The organism is Bradyrhizobium sp. UFLA05-89 (assembly GCF_059803475.1).
Genome location: NZ_JBANBA010000172.1, coordinates 1 through 12293 on the forward strand (window position 1 = coordinate 1; position 12293 = coordinate 12293).

Here is a 12293-nt window from a genome sequence, read left to right on the forward strand (position 1 = left end):
GGGGCTATCCCACCTATAACTCGTATTGGGGCTATCCTGCCTATAGTTCGTACTGGGGCTATCCGACCTATAATTCATATTCGAGCTATCCCACCTATTACTACCCTGGCTTCTCTTACGATTGGTGGTGATGCCAAAGCTTGGCAGCGTGCGGCTCCCTCAAGCCGCCGCTAGTCAACTATTTGAGAAATTTTAGCGGTCCCGATCGTGCGCACGTCACTCTTGGGTCACTTTCGATGGATTCAGCAGCGTCGCCCCGTAGATGTCCGCTTCAACCAGTTGGGAGAGCTATCATGACAAAGCGTTCCCTTCTGATCGCGGCAGCGAGCTGCTTGATTATCTTTGCACCGGCAGCATATGGGCGGTCGGCCTACGACGGCTCCTGGGACCTCGTCTTCGTGACGCAAAGAGGAACCTGCGATTCCAGTTACACCTTTACTGTCGACGTGACCAACGGAATTGTCACGCATCCCAATCTCGTGAGATTTCGAGGTTACGTCGCAAAATCCGGTGCGGTTCGCGCTTCGGTGACGGTCCAAGACAAATATGCCAAGGGCGCGGGCAAATTGTTCGCAACGTCCGGTCGGGGGACCTGGAGCGGCCACTTAGGAATGGCGCGATGCTCAGGCTACTGGACGGCTCGACGCAATTGAAGGACGCAACGGCGGCACGCGACCGGGGCGACTGTTGCGCGAATTGCTGGTAGCGCCAAGCCATCTTACGGAGAGGAGCGTTTCCTCGTTGAACTGAAGACAATAATGAAATGACAGCTCCCAAAATACTAGTCGGCGTTGCGGTCCTGCTCGGCTTGCTCTCAACCGGCCTCGACAGGACAATGCGGTTGGAAATGCCTCGGCCCATGAACGCGCCCATATGGTCCGGTGAATCCGTACCCCTCGATACTAATCGGCTAGCTCTGGTGATTGGCAATTCAACCTATCCCGATGCCGGCTCTCCTCTTCCCCAAACGACGCGTGATGCGGAAGGTTTGACAAATGCTCTTCGTAAGGACGGGTTTCTGGTTGACGCCGTTGACAATGCGACGCGCCCCGACATGACCAAGGCAATCGATCATCTAAGGGCAAAAGTACATTTGAACTCAATTGTGTTAGTCTATTTTGGCGGTTACGGCATCCAATCTGACGGACAGAACTATTTAATCCCAGTCGATGCGAAGATCTGGAGTGAAGAAGATGTCCGTCGACAAGGCGTAAGCATTGACTATCTCCTTTCGCAACTCAAGACTTCCGGAGCTCGCGTCAGGGTCGTAGTCATTGAGGCCTCACGCCGCAATCCTTACGAGCGGCGCTTCAGGGCTTATTCCCACGGACTTGCACCCATTCAAACGAGTGAGAACGCGTTGATCCTGAGCTCAGCAGCGCCTGGCCAGGTCATTGAAGACCCGGATGAGCTACATAGTCAGCTGATGAACGCTCTTCTTACGCAGATGGTTTCCTCGAGGGGGATCGAAGAGGTCTTCAATAACACCCGAAACGCAGTGGTGGCTGCTACTCAGGGGCAACAGATTCCAGTTGTGTCGTCTACGCTAACCGAGAGCGTCAATCTTGGCCCTGCACGGAGCGGCGCTCCCGCGTCCTCCCTCGGCTCTGCGGCTAGTGGTCGCCGCAAGTGATCATACAAATTTCAGGGCTCACTCCCCGGGGCGGGCGCCACCCAATCATCTCCGCCTTGCTTGGAACCTCCAACGCGCCCTGGCGCCGTCCCATATCGATGTCGTCGCATCGCTGAAGGTCTTTTTCGCGTTATGATCGTCTGCTCCTGCAATGTCCTCAGCGACCACGATGTTCGCCATGCTATGAACACGGCCGACGATGCGCTCCGCAACGCCAAACAGATCTATGACTGCCTTGGCTGCAGCGCCGAATGTGGTCGCTGCGCGCGCACCATCAGCACGATCATCGACCAAGCGTATAGGGAAAGTGCACTAGCCTTTCAGGCCGGCTGCCCGCACCGGATCATGGATGACCCGCAGGATGAGCCCAAAGTCGCGCCCGCGGCGCCCAACTTCCCAGGATTTGCTGGATAGGTGCTTCTCGGTTTCGCCCCCGGGGATACCTGCTTGCTTGTTTTTCCTCAGTAGCGTTCTAAACTACGAAAGGCCAAGACCCGTCCACAAGCCTTGGAGTTCATCATGCAGGGCGACCCCAAAGTCATCGAGTACCTTAACAAGGGACTGCGTCACGAGCTCACTGCCATCAACCAGTACTGGCTGCACTACCGGCTGCTGGCCAATTGGGGCCTCTTGGACATGGCTAAAGTCTGGCGTAAGGAGTCGATCGAGGAGATGCAGCACGCTGACCGCATCACCGACCGGGTAATCTTCCTCGACGGCTTTCCCAACATGCAGGTGCTCGACCCCTTGCGAATCGGCCAGAACGTCAAGGAAATCATCGATTGTGACCTCGCCGCCGAATTGAGCGCGCGTGCGCTGTACGAAGAGGCGGCGACGCATTGTCATTCCGTGAACGATTATGTCACCCGCGACCTGTTCGAAAACCTGATGGCGGACGAGGAACACCACATCGATTTCCTCGAGACGCAGCTTGATTTGATCAACCGGATCGGGCTCGAGCTTTACACCCAGAAGCATGTCGGTGGGCTCGAGACGGAAGAGCACTGAGCTTTCGCGCCGTCCACCGCAACCTGGAGAACTGTGCCGTTCGCAAACACGAGCAGTTGGTACGGCTTACGCTTCCCAGAAAGTTGTGCTCGGTCGTAGGCGAGTGTAACAGCGAGCTTTGCAATTGCGCGATCGCCTGCGAGGCAACCCGATGCTTGCAGACATTCCACGCGCCTTCTCCGAAATAGCGATTGGCTGTTGCCATGCGCACGCGCGCAAATCGTCGCTCACTAGCCATCTTCGTCGGTAGGCGCCCCCGCGCCAGGTAGGTGAGATCATAACGAGACGGCGGCGGTGTCGCGACATCACCCGCCTCGTGCAGCACTTATTTCACTGCATGACCCGCTACGTGACTCACCATCACAAAGGAGTCACGGCAAGCGCCGTCGCTGGGCCGGGATCACCGCGTCGAGCGAAAAGAGCGCGCGGGCAGAGCTCGAGACCGGGCAGGTCGTGCGGTGCTAGCTGACCGGGATTTCGGTTCGATTCAATGCGCCAGCAGAAAGACCATAAGGCCTGCCGCGGGGCATCAGCAAGCTCCGTCAATTTAGATCGGAACTATCGGACCGCTTCCAACGGGACAGCACCTCGTCGACAATTTGCCACTGCTTACGGCCGGACCCACGCCGCGGATCGATCCCTCGGACTAAACTTTCATGCTGAAAATCGGCTCGGGTCAAAGCGTGGAGCTGGTTGGAGTTCAACGCGCGCCCACGAACCAGGATGGCACGAGACATCCACTTCATGACCTCGTGGTCGAAGCTCAACACCGCTTAGGAGGGCGTGGCCGTCGATGATATCGTCGCTGACGCTGGGCTTACCACACCCACTCCGTTTGCGCTTGCACATTGCTACGACGGATACGCCACTAACGTGCCACTCGCGGACCTCGCGACGGGGAAGGCGATGGTTGCGCTCAAGTAGGAAGGCCCGCCCTTCCCGCGCGACCACGGAGGCGGCGCGCCCGCTCGTGCAGCATCTACTCCTGGAAGTCGGCAAGTGGGTGAACGGGCTTCAGCTCACGGAGCATGACGAGGCCGGTTTCTGGGAGTTGCAAGGGTAACACATGCATGGCGATCCGTGGCATGAACAGCGATACACGAATGACTGAAGCGATTGCCGCGAACGCCCGATAGCAGCTGCGCGATTGTCGAGATTGCGCCGAGGACGGACACTTTCTCTGGCTGGAGCCTTCCAAGAAACCATGCTCATGATCGGCGCCGGTTCTAGCGTCGTGCCGCTCATGGCGATGATCCACATCGGAAGGCGAGCGCGAGCCAGTGACTGTTGGACTGTTTGCTCTACTCGCGGCACGGCTGCCTGCGTCCCCGACTGGGCTTCGTCACGCGGCCGGATGTGGTCGCCGAGTGCCCTCGTGCCGTCCGACACCAGGACGCGGGGTCGAGACATTGGATTCTCCGGCCCTCCGCTCACGTAAGGAGGGTACCTCGCGCTAACTTGACTTCGCGGGACTGACCTCGGGAAAATCGATCGGGGTCTGCACCGCGTTGTTCATGAAGTTGGTCAAAAGGAACTGGGCAGTCAGCGCGATCATCTCGACGATGTTGGCGTCTGTCCAGCCCGCATTCCTGACCGCCGCAAACTGGGCGTCGGAAACTTTGCCACGCGTCTCGATGAGCGCTTTCGCGAAGGCGACCGCAGCATGGCGCTTGGGATCGCTCGAGCGGCCCTCCCTGTTCAGCTCGATTTCGTCCGCCGGGATTTTGGCCAGGTTGCCCGCGGTGAAGCTGTGCGCGGCCAGGCAGTAATCGCACCCGTCCGCCTCCGACACCGCCAGCGCTATCCCGTCTCTCGTCTTAACGTCCAGCGTCTTCGCAAGCGATCCCATCAGGGTAGCCCAGCCGGAGAGCGTGTTCGGGCTGATCGACATGAGGCGGTGCAGGTTGGGCACGAAGCCCAGGATCTTATCGACGTTGTCGAGGATCGGCTTGGACTCCGCAGGGGCGTTCTCGCGCTTCGGAATGGCAATACGCGGCATTTTGATCCTCCTGCTATAGACCGCAAGCGATTATCGGGCTGGTGACGATGCCGGCCGTTGCTAACGCCGACCGTCTCAGCCAGTGGTGGCCACTGGACTGCCTCGAAGAATAGGGCCCGTCGCGCCGCGGCGATCATGTTTCTTGATCATGCAATCGATAACAGCAGGTCATCGGCTGAGCACCGCATTACTGTCACGCGTCCCGGCTTTCGTCCTCGGCTGCGCCCGACTCGCCGTGCTGACCGGGAGGAACTGGCGGCTTTGAGCGCCTTCATCTCGTTTTCCAGGTCTACGATGCGCCACCTGACCGGCTCGAGCGCTTGCTCCAACTCGGGCTCGGTGAAGCGCGGCGTGATGTACTGCGAGCAACTCAAGGAGGAGCAAGACCGCGCGCTCGACCCTGGCTTAATAGCCACGCGAGGCGCCGCGCCAGATCGGCGCAGTTCTTCAGCTCTCTCCATTCCGCGAGCGCGTATATCTCGAGACGCGCCGGCGGTTTGGGTAGTCCATCAGCATGAGCGCGGCACGGTCGTTGGCGCCGAATTTCTCGACGCTGATGTATTGCCTGTTGCCCGCTAGTCGGCAAAGCCGAGCTCTTGTCGCCGAGCACCTTGAGGAACCCGGCCGGCCCTAAGCTGCACATAAGGCCTGCCGCTCCCCGAGACAGTAGCCAGGTAGAAGTTGTCGCGTTGAAATGGGGTGAACAATGGGGCCGCGCGGCTTGGCGGCCTCGTCGCGGTCACAGCGCACGGATGCGCGTTCGGCAGCACGTCCGCGTCAGCCCTTGTCCGTTACTGTTGTCGAGGCGTACTGGCCGGTGATGTGGATCGCGTCGCCGCTCGCCGCTGCCGCCGCGTTGATGGCACAGGCCGGCTCAGCGGTGATCTTCCCGTACGTGGCGGGACGCATTGAGCCCTGCGCCCGCTCGGTGGGCAGCGACGCATAACGTCGTTCGAAACCACTCGGCCGGCATTTCGCAGGGACCCAACGAGTTCTCACACGACCTCGGCCGGTAAACGTTGAAGCTGACGACGTCGTCGCCCTCGAGCGCTCGCGCGAACAGGCTGGTCCGCTTTCCGCTGCGAGACTTCCGCGCACTGACGCCGTACCGCAGCCCCTCGTGCGCGCCTGCGCCGTAGCCGCTCGGTATCGCGGCGAGCGTCGATTCGATGTTCCAGCAATGTCAGGCCCGTCTCTGGGGCAGCGCATCGGCCCCGGCAGATTGAAACCCTTCAGTGTCGATCCTCATGGCATCGTTTCGATAGCCGGAGGTGATTGGACGGTCGACGAGCCGGTGCCTATCTTCAATGCAGAATAGAACGGAGCACCGCGAAATGCCGATCCACAGGAAAAGCCCCGAAGGGGGCGCGAATTCGACTCCCGAGCAGTACCGCGTCTTCCCGCCTTTGGCGAAGTCGTGTGCTGCCCATTGCGCGCTCCGTTTCTTAGTCGACGCGAAAGCTGATTGCACGCACCAGTCCCATGGCTGCACTCTGCAAGAACGCCAGTCTCTTCCGCTCGCTTCTGCACTATCCGGTGATTGTCCCTGAGCATAACCGAGTGATTGGATGATTGAAGCACCCAAGACTGACTCCACCCCGACGCCCCCAATCCAAAGGAGTCGGTTTTGGCAAGGCCGGATGAAGGGGACCGTGGTGTCGAGTGTTCCCCCCACCGAGAACTACGGTCCTCTCATCTTGGCTTGTTACATGATCGTCATGTGCATGCTGGGTATCGCGCTAATGTGGACGATGACCCCGCCAGCTTCCTACGGTCATGATGCGATGCACCCCGAGCTGAACCCGTGGTTTGCCAAGCTCCGCAGTAAGTCTGGTCCCTGCTGTGATGGCTCCGACGCCTTACATCTTCGGGATGTCGAGTGGACCACTCAAAACAAAAACGAAAGCCATTTCAGGGTTCTGGTGCCCAAGAGCGCCGACCTCTATAGAGCCGCGTCCAACGGTCAGGACATGAAGAAGGACGATACCGAGTGGGTTGATGTTCCGGACGATGCCCTTGTTACCGACCCGAACTTGGACCATAGCACGCTGGTGTGGGTGTGGTATGGCTCCGGTTTTCAGTTGACCGACGAACCGCACATTCGTTGCTTCATGCCGGGAGCGCTGACATGACTAACGCTGTTTATGACAGTGCCGCGGTCAAAAAGAAAATGCGGCCCCTCGAGGCCGCAACGTCGTCGAGAACGTTGACAGCTCGCACGGGATGACACGAGGGCGGGTTGAGATATTGGATAAACTCGGCCTCCCTTTCGCTTCATCCGCCGCAACCAACTGAAGAGCGAGGGAAACGGCGAGTACGTGCAGCTCTCCGCAAAGCAGGAGGCCTGACATCGGGGGGGTACAGAACGCTCGATCCTGGCCCCAGGGTAGCTTCTGGGAATCCAGCGGCTGGTGCGGCGCCTGCCTGGTGTCGTCTCAACGCGGGTCGGCTATCCGGGCGCCGACGTCAAGAACGCCACGTACCGCAACCACGGCACGCACGCGGAAGCGATCGAGATCACGTTCGAGCCGAGTCAGACGAGCTTCCGGGGCCTGCTGGAGTTCTTCTTCCAGATCCACGACCCGACGTCTCTCAGGCGGCAACGTACAGGTCGGCGATTTTCTACGCGAGCGAGGATCACCGCCGCGTCGTCCGAGACACCATCGCCAACGTTGAGGACTCGGGGTGTCGCCGGGAAAGGTGGTGACCGAGCTTTCGCCCGCTGGCGATTTCTGGGAGGCCGAGCCTGAGCACCAGGATAAGCTGGAACGCTATCCGAACGGCTACACCTGCTACTTCGTCCGTCCGCACTGAAAGTTGCGGCGGGGAATGCCGCCTGAGGGCGATCGCGGTGTCGGTGGCCTGCTGCGGGCACAGCCCGACGGCGTTGTGAGTAGTAAGGCGTTTGCCAAGGGCCTCGCCGCTCCCCCCGAAGTCACTCACATCGCGACAAGGTGGCGAGGTTTGGACGGCCGATCACCACTTTCAGATTCTCACTCGGATTATAACCTTTGGCGTGGTGCCATGCGCGATGCAGCTCATTCCGTACTCGTCCTGAGAACCTGCAATGGCCCCTGCGCTTCTCTTCCAGTCGACGCCCGCGCTCAGCGACCTTGAGCGGTCCACCGCGAGGCCGGCACGCGATAAGCTCGGCGATCCTTTTTCCGAGGCGGACCGCAACGGTGCAGTCGATGCCCGATGCGAGTCCCGCAAAGTGGCACCGCGCGCACATGACCCGGTTTCTTGATGCGATGGTTCTCTCGTCCCACCTTGAAGGGCTACAGGCCATTCGATGAGCGGTTCACGTTGCTGTTCAGAGACTCTCAGGGCGCAGCAGCCGCGTCCTCGGTGCGGCATGGTCTCGCGGCCAGCGGGCTTGGGCCGACATCGAGAGGAAAAGGCCTTGGCGTTGAAGCTGGATCATCTACGCGGGTGGTCGCCTAGACGGGCGATCCCGGCGCGGTGGGGCGTCTCAAGCCGGTAGACTGCACGACAAATCCCACGATCGACCTGAAAGCTGTCGACACTTCCGAGTGCGGGGATGTTGTCGACGAAGCATTGGCATGGGGACGAACGCGGCGCGGCGACGCTACACGCGTCGCTGCCGCAACTGCCGACCGGCTCGCGGTCTCCGTTGGAGTCGAGCCGCCGCTTCTGCTGGGCTACGTGTCGACTGAGGTGGCGGCAACCTGTCCTTCAAGATCGCGCATCTGTCGCGAGGGCCCACCAGATCATCGACGCCTAAAACAGACAGGCGTCGGGCCCGAGGGCGTGCTGATCACACTCACGTCGACGTCGAAGGAAGCGTCAGTGGCCGAGAGGCCGATTGCCCCCCGCATGAACGGGGGGCGTCCTTATCGAGCCAGGAGATTATTCATTGGTGAAGCCTACGACCGGACAATTCACCAGATTCCCCGTCGTTTTCACCGGCCCCCCCGCAGGGCTCACCAGTAAGCCTGACGCACTTTTGGCTTCGAGATCATCGCCGTCAGTGATCAGTTTCCTTTGATCCTTCGAGATAGCCTCCTTGCTCCACTCGGCCAGTCGTACGTCCCACATCGGAGAGTATCCGGCGCTGATCTCAGTGAAGTGCGCGAGGATGTCGAGCGACGGCCCCTCTCCGTTGAGAGCACTGTTGAGCCCCTGGCGGTTCGGATCTTTCGCACCCATGTTGCCGTTCACTATCGTATAGATCACCTCAATCGCGCCGCTCTGAAGAATGTCGCTTTCCGCCGGCGCAAAGGTTGACGACTCGAGGGTCGCCGACTCCTCGGAATTTGCGTCGAAACTAAGATAGCGCAGGTGTTTGCCGTTCGCGAAGCCAAACCGGAGTTTCAAGTCAACAGTGCCCTTATTAGGACAGATGCTCGCCACGGAGTCCGTCACGACAGAGTAATCAGGACTGCCGTTGCAGAACGCGATTTTCTCGGGCTCGACATCGAACGCGATGACTGGGGCATTAAAGACAATGTCCTTGCGGTTAGCCACTCGGACCAATGGGCTGTAGTGCGCATCCCCGACAGATCCCGCGCGAGCCATCTTAGGGGGAAAGAAATTGGGCGCCTCGCCCCCCACCAACTTCTGCGACGGTGAGAAATCGACCCGGCCCGATTTGAACATGAAGTTACCCGAGTCGTCCATTTCCGCAACCCGTGTGCTCGCCAAGTCTTTGGCCAAACCGAGACTCGGCGCCCATGTGAGCCCCATCTCTTTCGAAGTGGCGAAATCACTTACGTCGGTAAGCACGAACCAAACAGTCTCTCCCGAGGCAAGACGGCCGCGATGGAGCGGCAGCGTCACCACCTCCCGTACCAGGTCCACTTGGCCCGACGTGAGGAATTGCTTTGTGATTTTTTTGTCGGCAGCGGGATTGGCCGCTAGACACCCTTGAGGTGCCGAAAACGACACCACAAAGATCATCATCGACCCACAAACACATCTGCCGAGCTTTCTGCTAGGCTTCATGACTCTACCCTTTTTCTGCGTCCAGTCCGGTTTTACCCACATAAGGTTCAAGCGAAGTTGGCTAACGGTCCGTCACTTTTTCAGTCCGGGATAGCCTTGCACATAGATCCAGTCAGTCGCCTTGGCAGGGATGTGGCAGCCTAGACAATCTGAGCGAAAGTTCGTTGAGGTCGTTTTCAGCGCGTCACCCGCGTTGAACCAAGACCAACCCCAACCATTGCCCCACAGCTTATTATCGGGGTGACTGTTCTTACTGTCTTTCACCATCATGAACCAACCTTTGAGAACTTCTTGATGGCTGACCGTCCCAGTCGTCATATCCGAGGTGGCCGCGCCGTAAACTTCCTTCACCAGGATCGAGCCTTCGGGGAATTTCCCCGTCGCGCGATAGGCCTCCGCAGTTCCGGGCGAAGCGTAGACGACGTGCATCTCTTTGGCACCTTGCTCACCTGCGACAGACCAACTCCCAAGGAATTCGTAGCTGGTTCGGTAGTTCTTCGGGATATGCATGTTGCCTGCCGCATCAACAAGTTGATCCTGCGCAGGGGCGGGCTGGCTAACTGCGGGCTGCGAGACAAGACACGCGACAGTCATGACGATGATGGACGCGGACGCGACGGTCGCATTTCCGAGGAGTTTCATCTTAGTTCTCCCTTACTTTTTTATGGTCTGGCCGGGCGGCACCGGCACCTGGTCGAGCAACGCGTAGAACTGCGTCCACACGTCATCCCGTTTCGCGCTTGCGATGTGGCAGTAGCCGCACTCCTCGACCGGCCGGACTTTGGCGCTGGCCGCCTTGGGTTCGAAGTGATTGAAGTTGAAATAGCCCCAGCCGTCGCTTGCCTTATATCTCTCGGTGTCCTTAACGGTCACATCCGCGCCGTTGAACGCGCCCGGGAAGAATCCGCGCCCCGATGGCTCAGTTCTCGAACCGTCCGGATTAGTGGCGGGCTGCAGGAGCTGCAGTTCCTTTACGAAAATTGTTCCTTCAGGAAAGACGCCCGTTTTCTTGTAGATCTCGTAAGAACCAGGCTCGATATATACGTTATGAAATTCGGGGAAGTTTGCTTGGGGCCGGTTTAAAAAATTTGGCGTTGTTGGCGAACCAACATAGACCCATTCGTGAAAGTTCTTTGGCAGAATAAGGTCGCCATCTTTCGTGTATTCAGGAAGGTAGCGGCCGGTGGCGTGCCAATCGTCGGGCGGTGGAAGCTGTGGTTGCTGCGCGAAGACCGCGGTTGCTATAGCGCCGGCGCCGAGAACGACGGAAAGTGCTAGTACTGTGCGTCTCATGATCTCTCTCCTATGACCAGCTGTGTGTCGCCGAATGAGGTAGTGACGGCATTCGTGCGCAGATGATCTCATTAACTACGCACAAGTGAGATTAAACGTGGGTGCCTCAATGCGAAAGCGACGAAGGATCATGAAATTAATGCCCGCCGGGAATGACGTCCGCTCGAAGAATCGATGTTTAATCATGGGAAGCTTCTTGCCCCTCGCAACGCACGCCGTAGGGATTGCCGGCGTGAATGCCATTTCCAGTCTTCACTCATGAGCTGGTATGCTTGCGATCTGCAGATGGGGCTATTGACGTTTCTAGTTCTTGTAGTTCCAAATTGGGCAACCGATCGTTCGGAAACGGCCAATCCAGTTCTCCGGCCGCGTCGTGACAGACAGGCACACCAATGCTGCACATACAAGACGCTCGGCATCAGATAGGACTGACGTTCACAAGATGTGGGAATTGACCAAATCATTCCGCTTCGAGGCGGCGCACTCGCTGTCGGGCACGACCTTTGGCACGGCGAGCGAAGAGATTCACGGCCACTCCTTCCGCGCCGATGTGAGCTTGCGCGGCACGCCCGATCCCGTGACCGGCATGGTGGTCGATCTCGGCCTCCTCCAGCGCGCGATCGAGGACGTGCGCCTGACGCTCGACCACAAGTTCCTCAACAAGATCGAGGCGCTGGGCATCCCGACGCTGGAAAACCTTTCTCGATTCGTGTGGGAGCGCCTGGCGCATCTCGGCGGACTGACCCGCGTCAGCATCCATCGCGACAGTTGCAACGAGAGCTGCACCTACTACGGTCCGCAGGGAAATTCGTAAGATGGGCAAAGCGAAGCGTTCCCACCCCTTTGGCAACCGCAATGGCGGTTGCAGAAGCGGTGGGCACGGCGCAAGAGCGCCTCTGCCCACCCTACGCGTCACGCAAGTCGGCGACGGAAATTGCATATGGACGTTTCGATGATCGAGGACCGCAAGGCGCGCGCCCGAAGCTGGTTTGAATCTCTGCGCGACGACATCTGCGCAAGCTTCGAACGGCTGGAGGACGACGCGCCGCAAGGTCTCTATCCCGGTGCGGCCGGACGTTTCGTGCGCACCCCGTGGCAGCGCACCGACCACTCCGGCGCGCCCGGCGGCGGCGGCGTGATGTCGATGATGTACGGCCGTCTCTTCGAGAAGGTCGGCGTACACAGCTCGACCGTTCACGGCGAGTTCGCGCCCGAGTTTCGCGGGCAGATTCCGGGTGCGGCAGAGGATCCGCGGTTCTGGGCGTCGGGCATCTCGCTGATCGCGCATATGCGCAATCCGAACGTGCCAGCCGTGCATATGAACACGCGCTTCGTCGTCACGACGAAAGCCTGGTTCGGCGGCGGCGCCGATTTGACGCCGGTGCTCGAGCGGCG

Annotated in this window: 12 protein-coding genes and 2 pseudogenes; 9 read left to right on the forward strand and 5 right to left on the reverse strand. The window is 59.4% G+C overall.

Features of this window, described 5'->3' with window-relative positions:
- Window positions 1-293: 293 nt before the first annotated feature.
- The 5 genes and pseudogenes from SO139_RS43375 to SO139_RS43395 all read left to right on the forward strand — a co-directional run bounded on the left by SO139_RS43375 (window position 294) and on the right by SO139_RS43395 (window position 3704).
- On the forward strand, window positions 294-653 hold the full coding sequence (locus tag SO139_RS43375; RefSeq protein WP_498541946.1) for a hypothetical protein: 360 nt from the start codon (window positions 294-296) through the stop codon (window positions 651-653).
- Between the two features lie 206 nt (window positions 654-859).
- Window positions 860-1633, forward strand: a complete 774-nt coding sequence (locus SO139_RS43380; RefSeq protein ID WP_498541947.1) for a caspase family protein — start codon at window positions 860-862, stop codon at window positions 1631-1633.
- A gap of 132 nt (window positions 1634-1765) precedes the next feature.
- Complete coding sequence (locus SO139_RS43385) at window positions 1766-2047, forward strand: (2Fe-2S)-binding protein (RefSeq protein WP_498541948.1); 282 nt, start codon at window positions 1766-1768, stop codon at window positions 2045-2047.
- A gap of 105 nt (window positions 2048-2152) precedes the next feature.
- Complete coding sequence (gene bfr / locus SO139_RS43390) at window positions 2153-2641, forward strand: bacterioferritin (protein ID WP_498541949.1); 489 nt, start codon at window positions 2153-2155, stop codon at window positions 2639-2641.
- 551 nt (window positions 2642-3192) lie between these two features.
- Window positions 3193-3704 (forward strand): annotated as a pseudogene (locus tag SO139_RS43395) (molybdopterin-dependent oxidoreductase).
- 390 nt (window positions 3705-4094) lie between these two features.
- On the opposite strand, the gene SO139_RS43400 reads toward SO139_RS43395, so the two are convergent.
- Entirely contained in the window at window positions 4095-4640 is a 546-nt protein-coding gene (locus SO139_RS43400; protein ID WP_498541950.1) for a carboxymuconolactone decarboxylase family protein, read from the reverse strand.
- Window positions 4641-5417: 777 nt separating this feature from the next.
- Window positions 5418-5549: a hypothetical protein gene (locus tag SO139_RS43405; protein WP_498541951.1), complete on the reverse strand. Its 132-nt coding sequence runs from the start codon at window positions 5547-5549 to the stop codon at window positions 5418-5420.
- 731 nt (window positions 5550-6280) lie between these two features.
- Between SO139_RS43405 and SO139_RS43410 the strand changes: the two genes are divergently transcribed.
- Together SO139_RS43410 and SO139_RS43415 are read left to right on the forward strand one after the other, a co-directional pair.
- Window positions 6281-6772: a hypothetical protein gene (locus tag SO139_RS43410; RefSeq protein WP_498541952.1), complete on the forward strand. Its 492-nt coding sequence runs from the start codon at window positions 6281-6283 to the stop codon at window positions 6770-6772.
- Between the two features lie 261 nt (window positions 6773-7033).
- Window positions 7034-7454, forward strand: a pseudogene (locus tag SO139_RS43415) (peptide-methionine (S)-S-oxide reductase MsrA).
- 1056 nt (window positions 7455-8510) lie between these two features.
- On the opposite strand, the gene SO139_RS43420 reads toward SO139_RS43415, so the two are convergent.
- The 3 genes from SO139_RS43420 to SO139_RS43430 all read right to left on the reverse strand — a co-directional run bounded on the left by SO139_RS43420 (window position 8511) and on the right by SO139_RS43430 (window position 10898).
- The gene (locus tag SO139_RS43420) at window positions 8511-9563 is read right to left on the reverse strand and encodes a DUF7482 domain-containing protein (protein ID WP_498541953.1); all 1053 of its coding nucleotides are present in this window, start codon (window positions 9561-9563) and stop codon (window positions 8511-8513) included.
- A 114-nt stretch (window positions 9564-9677) separates the two neighbouring features.
- The gene (locus SO139_RS43425; protein ID WP_498541954.1) at window positions 9678-10247 is read right to left on the reverse strand and encodes a cytochrome P460 family protein; all 570 of its coding nucleotides are present in this window, start codon (window positions 10245-10247) and stop codon (window positions 9678-9680) included.
- Between the two features lie 12 nt (window positions 10248-10259).
- Window positions 10260-10898: a cytochrome P460 family protein gene (locus SO139_RS43430; protein WP_498539297.1), complete on the reverse strand. Its 639-nt coding sequence runs from the start codon at window positions 10896-10898 to the stop codon at window positions 10260-10262.
- Window positions 10899-11340: 442 nt separating this feature from the next.
- Here SO139_RS43430 and SO139_RS43435 point away from each other — a divergent pair, with 442 nt between their 5' ends.
- Both SO139_RS43435 and SO139_RS43440 read left to right on the forward strand, forming a co-directional pair.
- Entirely contained in the window at window positions 11341-11712 is a 372-nt protein-coding gene (locus SO139_RS43435) for a 6-pyruvoyl trahydropterin synthase family protein (protein ID WP_498541955.1), read from the forward strand.
- Window positions 11713-11838: 126 nt separating this feature from the next.
- Window positions 11839-12293: coproporphyrinogen III oxidase (locus SO139_RS43440; protein WP_498541956.1), on the forward strand; the 455-nt coding region annotated here is incomplete at its 3' end.